The organism is Streptomyces sp. NPDC001502, from assembly GCF_042894785.1.
Taxonomy (GTDB): Bacteria; Actinomycetota; Actinomycetes; order Streptomycetales; family Streptomycetaceae; genus Streptomyces; species Streptomyces kutzneri.
The window spans coordinates 232,784-252,243 of record NZ_JBIAVW010000004.1; the positions used below are offsets into that span (position 1 = coordinate 232,784).

General features: G+C 72.3%; 13 protein-coding genes. 6 read left to right on the top strand and 7 right to left on the bottom strand.

The window, feature by feature from the left end:
* Nucleotides 1-38 precede the first annotated feature (38 nt).
* The 4 genes from ACFY0D_RS08340 (at nucleotide 39) to ACFY0D_RS08355 (ending at nucleotide 6,714) form a co-directional block, all read left to right on the top strand.
* Nucleotides 39-1,550 (top strand): FxsB family cyclophane-forming radical SAM/SPASM peptide maturase, encoded by a 1,512-nt coding sequence (locus ACFY0D_RS08340; protein ID WP_390797579.1) that lies wholly within the window; start codon nucleotides 39-41, stop codon nucleotides 1,548-1,550.
* Nucleotides 1,547-2,803, top strand: a complete 1,257-nt coding sequence (locus ACFY0D_RS08345) for an aKG-HExxH-type peptide beta-hydroxylase (RefSeq protein ID WP_390797580.1) — start codon at nucleotides 1,547-1,549, stop codon at nucleotides 2,801-2,803. Before ACFY0D_RS08340 ends, ACFY0D_RS08345 begins: the two co-directional genes overlap by 4 nt.
* 63 nt (nucleotides 2,804-2,866) lie before the next feature.
* Entirely contained in the window at nucleotides 2,867-5,890 is a 3,024-nt protein-coding gene (gene fxsT / locus ACFY0D_RS08350) for an FxSxx-COOH system tetratricopeptide repeat protein (protein WP_390797581.1), read from the top strand.
* A 155-nt stretch (nucleotides 5,891-6,045) separates the two neighbouring features.
* Nucleotides 6,046-6,714: a YdcF family protein gene (locus ACFY0D_RS08355; RefSeq protein ID WP_390797582.1), complete on the top strand. Its 669-nt coding sequence runs from the start codon at nucleotides 6,046-6,048 to the stop codon at nucleotides 6,712-6,714.
* A 243-nt stretch (nucleotides 6,715-6,957) separates the two neighbouring features.
* Here the strand turns inward: ACFY0D_RS08355 and ACFY0D_RS08360 are convergent, their stop codons facing one another.
* From ACFY0D_RS08360 to ACFY0D_RS08385, 6 genes are all read right to left on the bottom strand, one after another.
* Nucleotides 6,958-7,302 (bottom strand): hypothetical protein, encoded by a 345-nt coding sequence (locus ACFY0D_RS08360; protein WP_390797583.1) that lies wholly within the window; start codon nucleotides 7,300-7,302, stop codon nucleotides 6,958-6,960.
* 170 nt (nucleotides 7,303-7,472) lie between these two features.
* The gene (locus tag ACFY0D_RS08365) at nucleotides 7,473-8,096 is read right to left on the bottom strand and encodes a hypothetical protein (RefSeq protein WP_390797584.1); all 624 of its coding nucleotides are present in this window, start codon (nucleotides 8,094-8,096) and stop codon (nucleotides 7,473-7,475) included.
* Between the two features lie 239 nt (nucleotides 8,097-8,335).
* The gene (locus ACFY0D_RS08370) at nucleotides 8,336-12,283 is read right to left on the bottom strand and encodes a multifunctional oxoglutarate decarboxylase/oxoglutarate dehydrogenase thiamine pyrophosphate-binding subunit/dihydrolipoyllysine-residue succinyltransferase subunit (protein WP_390797585.1); all 3,948 of its coding nucleotides are present in this window, start codon (nucleotides 12,281-12,283) and stop codon (nucleotides 8,336-8,338) included.
* Between the two features lie 271 nt (nucleotides 12,284-12,554).
* Nucleotides 12,555-13,646, bottom strand: a complete 1,092-nt coding sequence (locus ACFY0D_RS08375) for a HAMP domain-containing sensor histidine kinase (protein WP_301366490.1) — start codon at nucleotides 13,644-13,646, stop codon at nucleotides 12,555-12,557.
* Entirely contained in the window at nucleotides 13,643-14,383 is a 741-nt protein-coding gene (locus tag ACFY0D_RS08380) for a response regulator transcription factor (RefSeq protein WP_301366489.1), read from the bottom strand. The genes ACFY0D_RS08375 and ACFY0D_RS08380 overlap by 4 nt, the downstream gene beginning before the upstream one ends.
* Before the next feature lie 212 nt (nucleotides 14,384-14,595).
* On the bottom strand, nucleotides 14,596-16,362 hold the full coding sequence (locus ACFY0D_RS08385) for a glycoside hydrolase family 3 protein (protein ID WP_390797586.1): 1,767 nt from the start codon (nucleotides 16,360-16,362) through the stop codon (nucleotides 14,596-14,598).
* Nucleotides 16,363-16,504: 142 nt separating this feature from the next.
* Here ACFY0D_RS08385 and ACFY0D_RS08390 point away from each other — a divergent pair, with 142 nt between their 5' ends.
* On the top strand, nucleotides 16,505-17,197 hold the full coding sequence (locus ACFY0D_RS08390; protein ID WP_390797587.1) for a TetR/AcrR family transcriptional regulator: 693 nt from the start codon (nucleotides 16,505-16,507) through the stop codon (nucleotides 17,195-17,197).
* A gap of 220 nt (nucleotides 17,198-17,417) precedes the next feature.
* Here ACFY0D_RS08390 and ACFY0D_RS08395 read toward each other — a convergent pair whose 3' ends face one another.
* Complete coding sequence (locus ACFY0D_RS08395; protein WP_390797588.1) at nucleotides 17,418-17,969, bottom strand: hypothetical protein; 552 nt, start codon at nucleotides 17,967-17,969, stop codon at nucleotides 17,418-17,420.
* Between the two features lie 78 nt (nucleotides 17,970-18,047).
* On the opposite strand from ACFY0D_RS08395, the gene ACFY0D_RS08400 reads away from it, so the two are divergent.
* Complete coding sequence (locus tag ACFY0D_RS08400; RefSeq protein WP_390797589.1) at nucleotides 18,048-19,424, top strand: hypothetical protein; 1,377 nt, start codon at nucleotides 18,048-18,050, stop codon at nucleotides 19,422-19,424.
* The last annotated feature ends 36 nt before the right edge of the window (nucleotides 19,425-19,460 follow it).

A 19,460-nucleotide genomic window follows, 5' to 3' on the forward strand; every position in this document is an offset into this window, starting at 1 on the left:
TCCCCGGGCGGCTGTTGCCGGGGGAGGGAGGTGCGGCGATGCGGCGAGCGGTCACGAGCGGAACCCCGCTGCCCGCACCCGGCGGCCCCGACCCCACCGCGCCCCCTGACCGCACCGCACACGCCGACCCCGCCCCGCGCGCCGATGCGGGTTCCGCTCCGTACGCCGCCCCGCCCGCCGATGCGGGTCCCGCCCCGCACACCGACGCGCCCGCCGATGCGCATCCCGCTCCGTACGCCGACGCGGCGGCCGGCCAGCGGCTGCGCCACGCCCGGTACGCGCCCTGGCCCTACACCCGGCTCGACGTGGCCGCCGCGCGGGCCGCCGGCCACCGGCCCCACCCGATACGCCAGTTCGTCCTCAAGACGCGCAGCCGCTGCAACCTCGCCTGCACCTACTGCTACGTCTACGAGATGGCCGACCAGGGCTGGCGCGACCAACCGCCCGTCATGACCCCCGCCACCACCGCCCGCGCCGCGCAGCGGATCGCCGAGCACGCCGCCGCCCACGACCTGCCCCGGATCGACCTCGTCCTGCACGGCGGCGAACCGCTGCTCACCGCCCCCGCCCAACTGGCCGCGCCCGTCGACGCCGTCCGGGCCGCCGTGGCCGGGGCCGCCCCGCGCACCCGGGTCACCGCCACCGTCCAGACCAACGGCACCCTGCTCACCCGCGGCCGCCTCGCCGCCCTGGCCGCCGCCGGGATCCGCGTCGGCGTCAGCCTCGACGGCGGGCTGCCCGTGCACAACACCCGCCGGGTGGACCACGCCGGACGGCCCGGCTTCGCGTCCGCCGCCCGCGGCCTGCGGCTGCTGGCCCGCCATCCGCAGAGCTACGCCGGGGTGCTCTGCGTCGTCGATCTCGACCACGACCCGGTGGAGACCTACGAGTCCCTGCTCGCCTTCGCCCCGCCCAGCATCGGGCTGCTCCTGCCGCTCGCGAACTGGAGCGATCCGCCCCCCGGCCACCACCCGGGCCGGACCCCGTACGCGGACTGGCTCCTCGCCGTCTTCGAGCGCTGGTGGCACGACGGCGTACGGCGCACCCGGATCCGGCTCTTCGAGGAGATCATCGCCCTGCTGCTCGGCCTGCCCACCACCACCGAGACCCTCGGGCTCACACCCGCCGCCACCGCCGTGATCGAGACCGACGGCTCCATCGAACAGGCCGACTCACTGAAATCCGCGTACGAGGGGGCCGCCGCGACCGGGATGACCCTCGACACCCACAGCTTCGACCAGCTCCTCGACCACCCCGGACTCGCCGCCCGCCAGCTCGGCCGGGACGCGCTCGCCGCCCGGTGCCGCACCTGCGAGCTGGTCGACGTGTGCGGCGGAGGGCACTACCCGCACCGCTACCGCGCCGGCGAGGGCTTCCGCCAGCCGTCCGTGTACTGCGCCGACCTCCAGGTCCTGATCCGGCACATCGCCGCCGCCGTCCAACGGGCCGCGCAGACCGCCCGGCCCGCCGCCGAAGCCCTCACGACCGAAGGCGCCGCACCCCCCGCCGCCGCACCCCCCGCCGTCCACCCCCCGGCGGTCGCCTCATGACCGACGCCCTCACCGCCTTCACCGTCTCCTCGCCCACCCTGCGCGCCCTCGCCTCCACCGAACCCTCCGTGGAAGGCACCCGCCTGGTCCGCGACGTACGCCGCTCCAAACGCCTGCTCCTACTGCGCGCGGTCCTCGACGCCGCCCCCGGCGGCCGGTCCGGGGAGACCGCCGACCACTGGGCCCTGCTGGAGGAGGCCGAGCGCCGCGACGCGGACGCCGTGCGCGACGTACTGCACTACCCGGCCACCGGGGTGTGGGCCGAGGAGACCCTGCGCCGGCTGCACGCCCCCTGCGGCGCTCCGCCCGACCTCGGACACCTCGGGGCCCTTGCCGTCGCCGCCGCCCTGCGCGCCGGGATCCCCTTCAGCCACACCCTGCGGCCCCTGCACGGCCGCCTCGTCCTGCCCACCCTCGGACTGCTGCGCCCGGACCGCCCCGGCCCGCTCGCCCTCTCCGAACGCTCCTGGGACCCCGACGACCCCGCCACCGTGCCCCTGCACGCCCTGCCCGGCGGCCGGACCGCCCTCGACGACCTCGACCCCTACCGGGCGCCCGGCCCCGCGCAGCCGGCCCCCGTCCGCCCCGCCCGCCGGCTCACGCCCAAGGGCCACAAGCGGTGGGACACCCAATGGTCCGGCGCGCTCACCCTGCTCCAGCGCTACGACACCATCCGCGCCGAGGAGACCGTCCAGCTGCTGCGCTCCGTCGTACCGCTCGCCGGCGGCTCCCGCTCCAGCGGTGCCACCCTCCCCGCGGCCGCGGGCTCCGTACTCGCCCGCGCCCAGGCCCCACCCGCGCTCGCCGCGACCCTCGTCCACGAGGTCCAGCACGGCAAACTGACCGCCCTCACCGACGTCCTGACCCTGCACACCGCCGACCACACGCCCCGCCACTGGGCCCCCTGGCGCAGCGACCCCCGCCCCCTGGAGGGCCTGCTGCACGGCGCCTACGCCCACCTGGCCCTCGCCGGGTACTGGCAGCGTGCCGCCCTCTACGGGGCCCGCGGCGCCTGGGCCCAACACGCCCGGATCCGCGCGCAGGTGGCCGCCGTCCTGCCCGCCCTGCGGGCGCACGAACAACTGACGAGCGAGGGGCGGGAGTTCACCGAGGCGATGGGGGCCGCCGAACGCGCCATGGACGACCTGCCGCCGCCCGGCGACCAGCACACCTCGGCCCGCCGAGCCGTCGACCGCGAACGCCGTGCCTGGTGCGAGGCGCACCCCGAACTCGCCCCGTTCGCACACGGCTGACGGACCGTCCGCTGCGGTACCTTTCAAGCCCGTCCACCGCCCGGATTCCAGGGAGACGGCCCGATGACCACCGGTAGTCGCCAGGACCGTGAACCGGCGGCGCAGCAGCCGCCCCAGCCGCCCCAGACGCAGCGATTCGTCATCAGCTTCGCGGGATTCAACCGCCCCTGGGCGGTGTGGATCGCGCACCGCCTGGAGGAGCACGGCCACCGCGTCGCCCTCCAGCGCTGGGACCCCCAGAACAGCCCCGGCATCGACCAGGCCCTCGACGACCTGGCCCGCTCCGGCAGCCGGGTCCTCCTCGTCCTCAGCGAGCGCTACTTCTCCGCCGGCACCCACACCGACGAGCAGTGGAACACCGCCCTGCGCGCCGTCACCGACCGCCACCCCGACCGGTTCGCGGCGGTCTGCCTCACCGACGCCCCGCTGCCCAGCGCCGTCGCCGTACTGGAGAAGACCGACCTGTGGGGCCTGGACGCGTACGAGGCCGAGTACCGCGTGCTGCGCCGCCTGGAGCTGCCCACCGACCGGATCGGCACCGAGACCGGCCGCCGCGGCCCCCGCTTCCCCAACGACCCGCCGGAGATCTGGGGCCGCGTCCCGCGCCGCAACCCGCGCTTCACCGGCCGCAACGACGTCATCGGCAACCTGCGCGAGGCGCTCACCGAAGCCCCGCCCGGCGCGTCCACCGTCACCCTCCTCGGGCTCTCCGGCGTCGGCAAGACCCAGGTCGCCACCGAGTACGCCTACCGCTTCGCCTCCGAGTACGACATCGTGTGGTGGGTCCCCGCCGAGGACCGGCCCACCCTGCGCGAACGCCTCGCCGACCTGGCCCCCGCGCTCGGGCTGCCGCGCGGCGCCGGCAGCTACGGAGAGCAGATCCGGGCCGTCCTCGAAGCGCTGCGGCGCGGGAACCCGTACGGCCGCTGGCTGATGGTCTTCGACGGCTGCGACAACCCGGACGACCTGATCGACCTGCTGCCCTCCGGCGCGGGCGACGTGATCATCACCTCGCGCAACCGCGAGTGGGCCGCCCGGCACACCAGCCTGGTCGAGGTCCCGCTCTACGCCCGCCCGGAGTCGATCACCTTCATCCGCCGCCGGGCCCTGCGCCTGACCGCCGACGAGGCCGACCAGCTCGCCGAGGCCCTGGAGGACTACCCGCTCGCCCTCGACCAGACCGCCGGCTGGCTCGCCGACTCCCCGCTGCCGGTCGGCGACTACCTCGTCCTGCTCCAGCACCGGATGGACTCCCGCGAGGCCGTCGCGGTCTCCGAGGACTACCCCCTGCCCTTCCCCACCGCCCTCGCCATACTGCTCAACAACGTCCGGGAGAACTTCCCCGACGCCCTCGCCCTGCTCCGGCTGTTCGTCTTCTTCGCCCCCGGCCCGGTGCCGCTGCGCCTGCTAGGCGAGTTCCCCGCCGACGACGTGCCCGAACAGCTCGCCGGGCTGATCAACGACCAGATCCGGTGGAACGCCGCCCTCAACAAACTCGTCCAGTTCTCCGTCGTCCGGCTGGAGTACTCCGACCTGGCCGTGGAGGAAGGCGGCGGCGGGCTGGAAACCGTACAGCTGCACCGCATGGTCCACGGCATCGTCCGCGACGACCTCTCCGAGGCGGAGGCCGAGCCCCTGGCCCGCGCCGTACGCCAGGTCCTCGCCGCCGCCGACCCCGGCCGGCCCTCGGACTCCCGCCTGTGGCCCCGGTACGCCGAACTCATCCCGCACCTGGCCACCTCCGGGGTGCTCACCAGCAGCAACCCGCGCATCCAGAACTTCCTGCTGCACTGCCTGCGCTACCTGATCCTCGCCGGGGAGTACCGCACCTGCCTGCGCCTGTCCGAGGAGACCGACCTGATCTGGCGGGCCCTGCTCGGCGAGGACCACCCCAAGGTCCGCGAACTCAGCTACCACTACGGCGGAGCCCTGCGCAATCTCGGCCTGTTCCGGCGCGCCGAGACCCTCACCCGCGCCCGCGCCGCCCAGCTCACCGAGGAACGCGGCGACCGCGACCTGGAAACCCTGCGCGCCACCAGCTCGTACGGCGGGGTCCTGCTGTGCATCGCCCGCTTCGAACCGGCCCGGGAGATCTTCGAACACTGCCTGGCCACCTACCGCGAACTGCTCGGCGAGGACGACTCCACCACCCTCGCCGCCCAGAACAACCTGGCCGCCACCTACCGCCTGCTCGGCCGCTACCAGGACGCCTACGACCTCGACCTGGACACCCTGCGCCGCCGCGAACGGGTCCTCAGAACCCATCACATCTCCACCCTGTCCTCCGGGATCGCCTGCGCCATGGGGCTGCGGCTGATGGGCCGCTACCACGAGGCCCAGACCCGGCAGGAACAGGGCGTGAAGATCAACACGCAGGTGCTGGGCCTGGAACACCCGCAGACCCTGCGCGCCGAGCACAACCTCGGGATGTGCCTGCGCCGCTCCGGCGACATCCCCGGCGCGGGCCTGCGGCTGCGGACCGTGTGGGAACGGGCCACCAGGGTCTTCGGGGCCGACTACCCGTGGACCCTGATGGTCGCCTCCGACTACGCCACCTACCTCAGGGAGTACGGGGACATCGGCGAGGCCCGCCGGATCTCCGAGGACGTGGTCCGCGGCTACCAGTCCCAGCTCGGCCTCGCCCACCCGTACAGCATCGGCACGGTCGGCAACCTCGGCCTCGTGCTGCGGGCCCAGGGGGAGCGCGCGGCCGCCCTCTCGCTGGCGGAGCAGGCGCTGGTGGGCATGCGCGGCGCACTCGGCGACCGGCACCCCTGGACGCTGGGCTGCGCCCTGAACGCGACCGGGCACCGCAACATCACCGGGCGGCTGGAGGACGCGCTGGACCTGAGCCGGGAGACGCTGCGCGGGGCCGAGCGGGTCCTGGGCCCGGACCACCCGATGGCCCTGAGCGCCCAGATCGCCCTGGCGGCGGACCTCCGGTCGGTACGGGAGTACGAGGAGGCGGCGAAACACGAGGACGCGGGCATCAAGGGCCTCACCCGCACCCTGGGCGCCCAGCACGTCCACACGATCTCGGCGAAGCAGCAGACCAGACCGTACTGGGACTTCGAGCCGCAGCCGTAGGGGAGCCCACGTGCGCGGGGCCTTCACCCCGTCGGCCCCACCGCTCCGGGGCGGCGAGTTGTCAGGCCTCCGTACCGTTCAGTCATCGGACGGCTCGGGCTCAGGCGTCAGCCGGCCGGCATCGAGGGCATCAGGGCCATGAGGGAGAAGATCGCGTGACGGACATCCAGCAGAGGATCACCGGGGACCAGTGGCGGCGGGCCGAGCTGATCTGGGACTACCACCGGATGGGCCACGACCTGGTGCCTGTGGACGTCGCGATCGGGCTGGGTAGCCACGACCTCGGAGTTGCCGTGGCCTCTGCCGATCTCTATCGGGCCGGGCTGTTCCCGGTACTCGTGTTCACCGGAGGCAACAGCCCCACTACCCGGGCTCGCTTCCCCCGAGGGGAGGCTGTCCACTTTCGCGAGCACGCTCTGGACCTCGGGGTTCCTGACTCCGCGATTCTCGTCGAGCCGAGCGCCGCCAACACCGGTCAGAACATCACCTTCACTCGCGACCTCCTGGCCGCGAACGGCATCACGCCGAAGACCGTGCTGCTCGTCTCCAAGCCCTATATGGAGAGGCGGTCCTTCGCCACCGCGCGCAAACTTTGGCCCGAGGTCGAGGTCATCTGTGCCTCGGAGCCACTTGAGTTGGACGACTACCTCAAGAGCATCGGTGACGAGAAGCTCGTCCTGGACATGCTCGTGGGCGACCTCCAGCGGGTGATCGAGTATCCGAAGCTCGGGTTCGCCATCGCCCAGGACGTACCGGAGGACGTGTACGACGCCTACGAGTCCCTCATGCACGACGGGTTCACCAGCCGAGTCATCCGATCCTGAACCCTTGCACCAGGCGTCCGCCGGTAGGTCGAGCGCACGCAGCAGGTGACCGGCCCGGCGACTCTGGTCGCCCGCGACGACCACCCGCGACCGGGAAGCCGGCGGACGGGGGCCGGCGCGGGCTGCGTGGCGGTAGCAGATGAGCCGCAGCCGTAGGGGCCGGACGCGGTGCGGAACCCACGTGAGCGGGTCGTCACCCCACCCGTTTCCGCCCGCATCGCGTCCGGCGCCCCCTGGCTGTTGTTACTTGAGCTGGATGCTGGCTCCGAATATGTTGCCGACCTCCGCGCATTCCTTGACGTCATCGCGGCTGAAGTAAGGGGTGCTGGCGGTGCCGGTCAGTCCCTTCGCGGTCGAAGTGCAGTACCACTTGCGCGGCCCCTTGTACGCCACCTTCCAAACCTCGCTCTTTCCTGCCGCCATGTTCCCGGAGCATTGCGTTGCGATGTCCGTGTGGACGCAGATGTTCGCGATGGTCGCCGAGAAATTGCTGAGACGGAAGGCCGCGACCGGTGCCGCCTGGCTCGCAGGTGCGGTCACGACCATTCCCGCGCTGACGGCCGCCACCATCCCGGCGACCGTGGCCATCCTGGTGCTCCGCTTCATGGTTCGAGACATGTTTCCTCCAGTTGTGGTATCCGGCCGGGACGGGCGGAATTGCCGGATGGTGCCCTCATTGCTGAAATGAGATCGTCATGCGCGGAACTGCGCACAGTGACATCGGAACCCGGCGTCGCTGTTGTCTTGATCTTGGTGGTTCACGGCTGCCGTGCGAGCTCGCCGCGCTCCCGGCGGGCCGCGTCCGCCTCCTCGCGCATCCGGTCGAGTCGCTCCTCCAGCTGGGCGACCCGCTCGCGGTAGCGCTCCAGCTCGGCCCGCACGAACTGCACGTCGGCCACCTGCTGTGCGGACTCCTGGCGGATCTTGTCCGTCTCCACCTCGAACCGGTGTCTGGCCACGTCCAGTTGGGCGATGGCCAGGTCCGCGGCCTCCTCCGCCATCGCGGTGCTCTGTTCGGCGTCCAGGGCCCGCTGGGCCGCGGCCTCGGCCACGGTCCGGATGCGCTCCTCGGCCGCCGCCGAGTCCGTGATGATCGCGAGCTCCTCGATGTAGCCCGGCAGGTCCGTGGACAGCTGGGAGATGAGCGCCACCAGGTCGGCGCGAGCGCCGGATCCGTCCTTGCCCGCCTTCTTGGCCTCGGTCGCCCGGCGTTTCTCGTCCTTGCGCTGCTGCCGCTTGGCCCGGAACCTGCGGAACGCCCCCAGCGCGTTGTGATCCGGGTGAGCGCAGTACGTCGGCTCCGGGTTGTCGGGCGTCGGCGCCTCGGGGTGGTTGGTGCACTCCGGGAAGGCGCAGAGGGGAAGCGTCTCGACCGTCATCATCCTGCTTTCTCATGAGATTTCGGGTACGCCGGAGACAACCGGTATCGGGTGCGGCTCGCGCCGCCCGGTCGCACTCGGTGATGTACGAACACGCTAGAGGCAGCAGGGGACTTGTGGGCGTCCCCGGAGGGGGGCGTCACGAATCGGTAAGATCATCGGCCGTCCGGGGCCACGACAGCCGGAAGGCCCGGCCCCCGTGAGGGGCCGGGCCTTCCGTACTGCTGGGGATCGGGGCGGAGTTACGCCTCGAAGACCTCGTTCAGCAGGAGCTGCTGCTCCGCCTGGTGGCGCTTCGCGGAGCCCACCGCCGGCGAGGAGCCGTGCGGCCGCGAGATGCGGCGCAGGCGCTCGCCCGCCGGGACGTCCGCGCCGACCGCCAGGTCGAGGTGGTCGATCAGGTTCAGCGCGATGAACGGCCACGCACCCTGGTTCGCCGGCTCCTCCTGGGCCCAGATGTACTTCGCCGCGTTCGGGAACTTGGCGATCTCGGCCTGGAGTTCCGCGCCCGCCAGCGGGTACAGCCGCTCGATGCGGATGATCGCGGTGTCCGTGATGCCGCGCTTCTCGCGCTCGGCCTCCAGGTCGTAGTAGACCTTGCCGGCGCAGAAGACGACCTTGCGGACCGCGTTCGCGTCCACCGTGGAGTCACCGATGACCGGACGGAACGAACCGGTCGTGAACTCCTCCGCCTTCGACGCCGCCGCCTTCAGACGCAGCATCGACTTCGGGGTGAAGACGATGAGCGGCTTGTGGTGCGGGTTGTGGACCTGCCAGCGCAGCAGGTGGAAGTAGTTCGACGGCAGGGTGGGCATGGCCACCGTCATGTTGTCCTGCGCGCACATCTGGAGGAAGCGCTCGGGGCGCGCGGACGAGTGGTCCGGGCCCTGGCCCTCGTAGCCGTGCGGCAGGAGCAGCGTGACGCCGGAGGTCTGGCCCCACTTCTGCTCGGCCGAGGAGATGAACTCGTCGACGACGGTCTGCGCGCCGTTGACGAAGTCACCGAACTGGGCCTCCCAGAGGACCAGCGCGTCCGGACGGGCCAGCGAGTAGCCGTACTCGAAGCCCATGGCCGCGTACTCGGAGAGCAGCGAGTCGTAGACGTTGTAGCGGGCCTGGTCCTCGGACAGGTAGAGGAGCGGGGTGTAGTCCTCGCCCGTCTCCCGGTCGATGAGGACCGCGTGGCGCTGGCCGAACGTGCCGCGGCGGGAGTCCTGGCCGGACAGCCGGACCGGGGTGCCCTCCATCAGCAGCGAGCCGAAGGCGAGGGTCTCGCCCATGCCCCAGTCGATGGTGCCCTCGTCGATCATCGCCGCGCGGCGCTGCAGCTGCGGCAGCAGACGCGGGTGGACGGTGACGCCCTCGGGGATGGTGACCTGGGACTCGGCGATCCGCTTGACGACGTCCTGGGAGATCGCGGTGTTCACGGCGACCGGGAAGTCGGCGGACGGGGCCGGGGCGGCCGGCGCGGCGACCGCGGGCTGCGTGGCGGCCTCGCGGACCTCCGCGAAGACCTTCTCCAGCTGGCCCTGGAAGTCCTGGAGCGCCTGCTCGGCCTCTTCCAGCGTGATGTCGCCACGACCGATGAGGGACTCGGTGTAGAGCTTGCGCACCGAGCGCTTCTTGTCGATCAGGTCGTACATCAGCGGCTGCGTGAAGGCCGGGTTGTCGGACTCGTTGTGGCCGCGGCGGCGGTAGCAGATGAGGTCGATGACCACGTCCTTGTTGAACGCCTGGCGGAACTCGAAGGCCAGCCGGGCCACGCGGACGACCGCTTCCGGGTCGTCGCCGTTCACGTGGAAGATCGGCGCCTCGATCATGCGGGCCACGTCGGTCGCGTACATCGAGGAACGCGAGGACTCCGGGGCGGCGGTGAAGCCGACCTGGTTGTTGATGACCACGTGCACGGTGCCGCCCGTGCGGTAGCCGCGCAGCTGCGACATGTTCAGCGTCTCGGCGACGACGCCCTGGCCGGCGAAGGCCGCGTCGCCGTGGAGCGCGAGCGGGAGGACCGTGAAGTCCGTTCCGCCCTTGTTGATGACGTCCTGCTTGGCGCGGGCGACACCCTCCAGGACCGGGTCGACCGCCTCCAGGTGCGAGGGGTTCGCGACGAGCGAGACCTTGATCTGCTCGCCGTCCAGGCCCGTGAAGGTGCCCTCGGCGCCCAGGTGGTACTTGACGTCGCCGGAGCCGTGCATGGACTTCGGGTCGAGGTTGCCCTCGAACTCGCGGAAGATCTGCGCGTACGACTTGCCGACGATGTTCGCCAGGACGTTCAGGCGGCCGCGGTGGGCCATGCCGATGACGACCTCTTCGAGGCGGGCCTCGGCGGCCGAGTCGATGACGGCGTCGAGCAGCGGGATGACGGACTCGCCGCCCTCCAGGGAGAAGCGCTTCTGGCCGACGTACTTCGTCTGCAGGAAGGTCTCGAAGGCCTCCGCCGCGTTCAGCCGGCGCAGGATGCGCAGCTGCTCCTCGCGCTCCGGCTTGGTGTGCGGGCGCTCGATGCGGTCCTGGATCCAGCGGCGCTGCTTGGGGTCCTGGATGTGCATGAACTCGACGCCGGTGGTGCGGCAGTACGAGTCGCGCAGCACGCCGAGGATGTCGCGGAGCTTCATCATCGACTTGCCGGAGAAGCCGCCGACCGCGAACTCGCGCTCCAGGTCCCACAGGGTGAGGCCGTGCTCGGTGATGTCGAGGTCGGGGTGCTTGCGCTGCTTGTACTCCAGCGGGTCGGTGTCGGCCATGACGTGGCCGCGGACCCGGTAGGAGTGGATCAGCTCGAAGACGCGGGCGGCCTTCGTGACGTCGTCGTCGTGCGAGGCGTCGATGTCCCGGTTCCAGCGGACGGGCTCGTACGGGATGCGCAGCGACTCGAAGACGGCGTCGTAGAAGCCGTCCTCGCCGAGCAGCAGGTTCGCGACGATGCGCAGGAACTCGCCGGAGGCCGCACCCTGGATGACCCGGTGGTCGTAGGTCGAGGTCAGGGTCATGACCTTGGAGATGCCCAGCTTGTTCAGGGTGTCCTGCGAGGTGCCCTGGAACTCGGCCGGGTAGTCCATGGAGCCGACGCCCATGATGACCGACTGTCCGGGCATCAGGCGGGGCACGGAGTGCACGGTGCCCAGGCCGCCGGGGTTGGTCAGCGAGACGGTGACGCCGGTGAAGTCGTCCATCGTCAGCTTGCCGACACGGGCGCGGCGGACGATGTCCTCGTAGGCCTGCCAGAACTCGAAGAAGTTGAGGGTCTCGGCCTTCTTGATGCCGGCGACGACGAGCTGGCGGTCGCCGTTGGGCTTCACCAGGTCGATCGCGAGACCGAAGTTGATGTGCTCCGGCTTGACCAGGGTCGGCTTGCCGTCCTTCTCCGCGAAGGAGTAGTTCATGGCCGGCATGGCCTTGATCGCCTGCACCATCGCGTAGCCGATCAGGTGCGTGAAGGAGATCTTCCCGCCCCGGGCGCGCTTGAGGTGGTTGTTGATGACGATGCGGTTGTCGAACAGCAGCTTCACCGGGACGGCGCGGACGGAGGTGGCCGTCGGCACGTCGAGGGAGGCGTTCATGTTCTTGGCGACGGCAGCCGCCGGGCCGCGGAGCGTCACCAGCTCGGGGCCCGCGGGGGCCTCGGTGGCGGGCGCGGCGCCAGCCGCTCCAGTGGAGCCGGTGCTTGCACCGGGCTTCTGGGGGGCTACGGAGGAGGGGGCGGGCGCGGCCGGTGCGGCGGCCGGGGCCTGGGAGGTGACAGTCACAGCAGGGGCACCAGAGGGGGTGGCAGGAGCAGGGGCAGGAGCTGACACGGGCGCAGCAGCTGGCGCGGCGGCAGCCGCTCCAGTGGAGCCGGTGCTCGCGGCGGGTGTCGGGGCAGGGGCCGCGGCGCGCGCCGCCCCCGTGGCGGCGGCGTCGGTGACCTGCGGCGCCGCGGTGACGGTGGTGGCGGCCTGTGCGGAGGCGCCGTCCGTCGTCGCGGGCTTCTCGGGACCGTCCGACTTCACCGGAGCGACAGCGCCACCCGGCTTGTAGTCGGCGAAGAAGTCCCACCAGGCCCGGTCGACCGAATTCGGGTCCTGGAGGTACTGCTGATAGATCTCGTCGACGAGCCACTCATTGGCGCCGAAGCCTGAGGCAGGGTTCTTCCCGCCCTCTGCTGCTTCGGTCGTGGTGCTCGAGTTACTGGGGGACTGTGGCGACACGGCGGCAACCGCCCTCTTCCGCTTCACAAGGTATGGACAGCGGGAATAAAGGCTACGCCTCCTCGGGCGCTGCATGCAGGCCGGGCCGGACTTACGTCGCGCAGGTCACACCGAACGGCGGGTTTCGGGACGTGGAATGGCGGGAAACGAGCCTGGTTCGGGTAGGCGGCACCGAGGTTGCGGCCCCCTTGGCTTCGCACCCCTGACGGACCCCGGGTACGTGTGGCCGAGATCATGTCCTTCCCACTCGAACCCTACGTCAACACGGCACCTATGAGCTGCCCGGAAGCGTGACGAGGATGCGGCAGCCGCGTGACGATTCGGCCACTCCGATCCGGCCTCCGTGCAGTTCCACGGCCCAGCGGGCGATCGCCAGGCCCAGTCCGGTGCCCCCGTCGCCGCCGCGCGCGCTGCCCCGGTTGAACCGCTCGAAGACGCGGTGGCGCTCCGCCTCGGGGATGCCCGGGCCCTCGTCCCGTACCTCCAGCACCAGGCTTCCGGGCGCGTCGCCGGTCCGGGCGCGGACCGTGACCCGGCCGTGCGGAGGGCTGTGCTTGACCGCGTTGTCGATCAGATTTGCGACCACCTGGTGCAGCCGCTCGGCGTCCGCGTGCGCCCACAGCTCGGGCGGGAAGACGTCCAGGTGCAGGTGCACGTCGTTGCGGGTGTGCCCGCCCGAACCGGAGAGGAGCCCCGGCCGGCCGGCGGCCGCCAGCCGCGATTCCTTCAGGACGCCCGACAGGTACGGCCACACCTCGAAGCGGCGGGCGCGCAGCGGGACCACGCCGTTGTCCACCCGGGACAGGTCCAGCAGGGTCTCCACGAGCCCGCCGAGCCGCTCGGTCTGCTTGAGCATCGTGCGCATGGTCTCCGGATCGGCGGCCGAGACCCCGTCCACCACGTTCTCCAGCACGGCCCGCAGTGCCGCGATGGGCGTGCGCAGCTCGTGCGAGACATTGGCGACGAGCTCCTTGCGGTGCCGGTCCACGGCCTCCAGGTCGTCCGCCATCAGATTGATGGTGGAGGCCAGGTCGCCCAGCTCGTCGCGGCGCCCCGCCCCGCGTACCCGCCGGGTGAAGTCGCCGTGGGATATCGCGCGGGCCACCGTCGTCATGTCGTCCAGCGGCGCCGTCAGGCTGTGCGCCACGAACTGGGTGATCAGCATCGAGGCGATCACCGAGAAGACCGTGATGAAGCGCAGCTCGGTGTCGGTACGCAGGGCCACCAGCAGCAGGCCCGTCGTGATGAAGACCGAGACCACCACGAGCGTGCCCAGCTTGGTCTTGATCGAGAACGGCGAGAAGGGCCGCAGCCCCGCGGGAGGCCGTTGCCGTAGCCGCTGCCGGTTCGGCGGGCCGCTCATGCCTGGGCCGGGGTCTCCAGGGCGTACCCGACGCCGTGGACGGTACGGATCCGCTCCGCGCCGATCTTGCGGCGCAGGGCCTTGATGTGGCTGTCGACGGTACGGGTCCCGGACGCGTCGGCCCAGTCCCACACCTCGGCCAGCAGCTGCTCCCGGGAGAGCACCGCCCGCGGGGTGCCGGCCAGGCACACCAGCAGGTCGAACTCGGTGGGGGTCAGGTGCACGTCCTCGGTGTGCACCCGGACCCGGCGCTGGGCGTGGTCGATCTCCAGATCGCCCAGGCGCAGGGTGGCACCGCGCGGGGTGTGCGCGGCCATGGTGGCCCGCTCCACGCGCCGCAGCAGGACGTGGACCCGGGCGGCCAGCTCGCGCATCGAGAACGGCTTGGTCATGTAGTCGTCCGCGCCGACCCCCAGTCCGACCAGCAGGTCGGTCTCGTCGTCGCGCGCGGTGAGCATGAGGACCGGCACAGGCCGCTGGGCCTGGACCCGGCGGCAGACCTCCAGGCCGTCGAAGCCGGGCAGCATGATGTCGAGGACCAGCAGCTCGGGCAGCCAGGTCTCGGCCGCCGTGACGGCCGAGGGTCCGTCGCCCGCGGTCTGCACCTGGAAGCCCTCGGCGCGCAGACGGGCCGCGATGGCCTCGGCGATGGTGTGGTCGTCCTCGACGACCAGCACACGCCGCTGGGCGCCGGGTGTCGCCGCGGCGCTCTGATGGGTGGTGTGTGTCTGTTCCATGTCCGCCCCTGAAGATCCCGCGTGAATGGGGTGCAGCGTAGAGGAGGCGTCGGCCTGCGGCTACGTGGGGTTCGGACATGGCATATGTGCTGGACCACAGTAAGCGGAATGTGTGGTACCGGGTGCCGGTCCCCCCACGGGACCGGCACCCGGCGGACGAGACCGGTCAGGTGCCTCGCCGTACTTGCCCTCCGAGGGGCGTCCGGGGGTGGCTACGGGCCCTGGAAGGTCAGCCCGTGGCCGTGCGGGAAGACCGGGTCGAGCGTGTCGTTCGGCACATCGGGGCGGGAGGCCTCGACGGCCTTCATCGAGCGCGGGAGCTCGAAGGGGAGGCGGCCCTCGGGAGTGGCGCGGCCGAAGGCCACGTCCAGCAGGGCGGCGTCGCCGGCCCCGTAGTCGGCGATCAGGGCCGCCGCGCGCTCGGCGATCTCCGGGATCACGGCGGCCCGCTCCAGATTGATGCAGACCAGGGTCGGGACCTGGTCCAGGAGGGCCAGGATCTGCGCCAGCTCCGGCTCGGGGAAGGCCAGCGAACCCGAGTGGAAGTAGGACTCGAAGATGTTCTCGCGCGGCTCGTACGGGGTCCGCAGCCGCAGCACGGCGAGATCCGCGTCGGCCGGCTCGGCGACGACCTCGCCGTACCCGGCGGCGACGGCCGCGTCCACGTTGCGCACGTACAGCTTCGGCCCCGTGGCGAGCGGGAGCAGGCCGTCCCGGTTGGTCAGGACGGTGAGGGAGCGGCGCTGGGCCGCGGCCCCCAGGGCCGTGAAGTCGGACCGGCCGACGATCTCGGCCGCCGCGTCCGGGTCCACGTACGGGTCCTCGAACAGGCCGAGCGTGAACTTCTCCCGCAGCAGGCGGCGTACCGAGTCGTCGATCCGGGACTCCGCGACGCGGCCCGAGCGGACCAGCTCCACGATCACCTCGGGGCACTGCTCGCCGCCGAACTGGTCGCAGCCGGCCTCCAGACCGCGCGCCGCCCGCTCGGCCACGCTCAGGTGTTCCAGGCCCCAGGCGCGCGCCGGATGCACCTGCCCGAAGATCGTCGCGTCGTTGAGCAGCCCCCAGTCGCTGCAGACGATGCCCTCGAAGCCGAGCTCCTCGCGGAGCAGGCCGGTGACCACGCCCTTGCTGAAGCCGAAGCCGACCTCCTCCCAGTCCGTGCCGATCGGCTGGCCGTAGTACGGCATCATCTGCGCGCACCCGGCGGCGATCGCCGCCTTGAACGGCTCCAGGTGGTGCTCGCGCATGCCGCCCGGGTAGACCTGCTCCTTGCCGTGTGCGAAGTGCGGGTCCTCGCCGTCCTTCTGCGGGCCGCCGCCGGGGAAGTGCTTGACCATCGCGGACACCGACCCGGGTCCGAGGGCCGGGCCCTGCAGGCCGCGTACGTACGCCGCCACGAGCTCGCCGGTCAGCCGGGCGTCGGAGCCGAAGGTGCCGGACTGGCGGGCCCAGCGGGGTTCGCTGGCCAGGTCGATCTGCGGGTGCAGGGCGACGCGGAAGCCGACGGCGAGGTACTCGCGGCGGACGGTGTCGGCGAACCGGTGGACGAGCTCGGGGTCGCCGATGGCGGCCAGGCCCAGGGCCTCCGGCCAGGCGGAGAAGGCGCCGGAGTTGAAGGACGCCCCGATGTTGTCGGTGAAGGTGTGGCGCGGGTCGGTGGAGAGGGTGACCGGGATGCCGAGGCGGGTGGCCGCGGCCATCTCCTGGACGGAGTTCTGCCACCGGGCCATCTCGCGGGGCCCGTAGGTGCCGAGCAGGTTGAAGTGGGTGAGGTGGCGGTCCTCGATCAGCTCGGGCGTGGTGAAGGGGAGCATCGAGCCGTCGGTCTCGGTGACCGGGGTGCCGTCCGCGTTCATCATCAGCATCGAGTGGAAGAGCTGGCCGGCCTTCTCCTCCAGGGTCATCCGGGCGAGCAGGTCCTCCACGCGGCGGTCGACGGGCAGCGCAGCGTCTTGGTAATCGGGCGTCGCGTTCATGGCGGGGCTCCTGGAGCACGTGACCGGGCGGATCGGCACGGTCAAGGTAGAGCCGAAAACCATGCACCTGCTAGGTTTTTGAAAAGTGAGCTGGGTCACGCGGACCGGACGGCCGGAAAACGCCGCGCCTTAGGCTGTCCGCATGGCACAGGACACGGGGCGCACGGAGCGGACCGAGCGGACCGAGCGGACGGAGCGCACGGAGCGGACGGAGCGCAAGGCCTCGAAGGGCTCGGCCCGGGGGACCTACGCGGTGGGCGACGCCCGGCGGCAGAAGATCCTCGACACCGCCGTCGAGCACTTCGCGCAGTGGGGCTTCAACGCGTCCTCGCTGGCCCGCATCGCCGCCGACTGCGGCATCACCCAGGGCGGACTGCTGCACCACTTCCGCGGCAAGGAGGACCTGCTGCTCTCGGTCCTCGCCCAGAGCGAGCGGCACGACGTGGAGCGGCTCTTCAGCGAGCCCGCCGGGTCGGTCGCCGCTCACTTCACCACCGTCGTGGAACTCGCCGCCGACAACGAGCGGCGGCCCGGCATCGTCCGGATGTTCAACACCCTGGTCGGCGAATCCGGCAACCCGGAGCACCCGGCACACGCGTACTTCACCCAGCGCTACGACCGGGTGCTCGGCTACACCGTCGACCTGCTGGAAGCGGGCGTCGGCCGCGGCGAACTGCGCCCGGACACCGACTGCGGGGCCGTCGGCCGGGAGATCCTCGCCGTCATGGACGGCCTGCAGATCCAGTGGGTGCTGGCGCCCGGAAGCGTGGACATGCCGGCCCGGCTGCGCGGATTCCTGGACCGGCTGCTGCGGGACATCTCGGCCGCGTCCTGAGAGACGGCCCGGGCCGTCTCTTTCTGATCTTGCCTGACCCGCGCCGCCTGGCACCGCGCCTCATCCGGGCGCCGCTGCGCCCGGGGGCCCCTCCCAGCGGTAGCCGGGGGAGAGGCACGGCACCAGGCGACGCGGGCTTGACCCGGCAAGATCCGGAAGAGACGGCTTAGGGCCTGTCTTTCCGATCATGCCGGGCCCGGCATGATCCCAAAGACAGGCCCTAGCCGCCGGTGAACGGGGGCAGCGCGTCCAGCACCTTCGTCAGGGCCTCCGGCAGGGACCCCTGGTCGCTGGCCACCTCGTGGCCGCCGTGCACGAAGGCGTAGTAGTACCCGTCGTAGATCGTCGGGCCGCCGGTGGCGATCCGGGGCAGCCGGGCGAAGTCGGCCTCCCGCAGGGCGGTGCGCAGGGCGGCGAGCTCCGCCCCGGACAGCTTTCCGGTGCCCGTCGGCCTCGCCCCGGCGTCGAGCCGGGTGAAGGAGCCGTCGCCCTTGACGACGAGGGTGTGGGTCCGCCCGGCGAAGCCGCCGGTCCGGGTGACCCGGACCAGGGTCTCGCCGGGGGCGGGGACCTGGCCGGCCGTGGGGCTCGTGGTCGGGGCGGCCGTCGCGCCCGGGCTCGTACTCGCGCCCGGGCTCGTACTCGCGCCCGGGTCCGCAGACGCGCTCGCGCTCGTGCCCGGCCCGGTGGAGGACTTCGGGGCCGGGTCGTCGCCGCCCCCGGCACCGGAGGGCCCGCAGCCCGCCAGGGCCACCGTGCTCAGCACTGCCACCGCAACCGCTCGTAACGCGTGCACACCCACCTCCGCAGGGACTCGTGTCCACCCCCGAGTATGGAGTCCGCACACCCGTTGCGACACCCGTCCCGACCGCACGCGGAGGCCGACATCAGCCGGATCGCCCCCTGGCGCCTGCTCCCGCCGCTGCTGGCCGTGCTCCTCGGCCTCTGGGGCCTGGAGCGGGGCGGCAGCATGTGGCGCGACGAGTCCGTCACCTGGCAGGTGGCCCACCGGCCGCTCGGCGGGATCGTGGAGCTGCTGGGCCGGGTCGACGCCGTCCACGGCCTGCACTACGTGCTCATGCACGCGGTGTTCCAGGTGGGGGAGGGCGGCCTGTGGGCGCTGCGGCTGCCCTCCGTCGCCGCCACCGCCCTCGCGGCCGCCGGGGTGGCCGCCGTCGCCCACCGGCTCGCGGGGGAGCGGGCCGCGCTGCTCGCGGGCTGCGTGTACGCCGTACTGCCCCCCGTGCAGATGTACGCCCAGGAGGGGCGCTCCTACGCCCTGGTCGCGGCCGCCGTGGTGTGGGCGACGTACCTGATGCTGCGCGAGCGTTGGCCGGCCTACACGGTGGTGCTGCTGCTCGGCTGCTGGCTGCACGAGTTCGCCGCGCTCGCCCTGCTCGCCCACGCCTTCACCGGGTGGCGCTCGCACGGCTGGCGCCGGAGCGCCGCCGTCGTGCTGGTCCTGCTGCTGCCGCTCGCCGTGGTGAGCGCCCTGCAGGCCGAGCAGCAGCTCGGCTGGCTCGGGCGGCCGAGCTGGCAGGACTGGGCGGCGTACGGGGTGGTGGGCGCCGCGGCCCTGCTGCTCGCGCGGGGCGCTCCGCCCGACCTCGTACGGGTGGCGCTCCCGCTCGTCCTGCTGCCGCCCGGGGTGCTGATGGTGATCTCACTGGTCAACCCCTGGTACGTCGACCGGTACGTGATCTACGCGCTGGCCGGGCTCGCCCTGCTGGCGGGGGTCCGGCTCGCGCAGGCCCGCGGATGGTGGCCGTGGCTGCCGGCGGCCGCGCTCCTGGTGCCGTTCGCCGTCTGGTCGGTGTGGCTGCGTACCCCCGAGAGCCGCAAGGACGACGTGCTCGCGGTGGCCGCCGCGGTCCGGGAGCGGGCCCGGCCGGGGGACGCGGTGCTGTTCATGCCCTCGCGCCGGCGCGAGTGGCTGCTGTCCTCGCCCGAGCTCTACCGGGAGCTGCGCGACGTGGCCCTGGACCGCACCCCGGCGGCCTCGCACAGTCTTCAGGGCACCGAACTGTCCCCGGACCGGATCCGTTCGGCGCTGCTGGCCTCGCCCCGGGTGATCGCCCTGCTGGACCCGGCCGGTCAGCCGCTGGACCCGTACCCGCGGGAGGCGGTCAAGCGGGAGGAGCTGGCGGCCCGCTTCGAGCTGTGCTCGGTGACCGGGGTGCGCGGCGCCCGGGTGGCGGTCTACGCCCGGCCGGGCGGCTGCGGCTGACCCCCGCGCGGGGGGCCGGTCCGGGCCGCGTCGGAG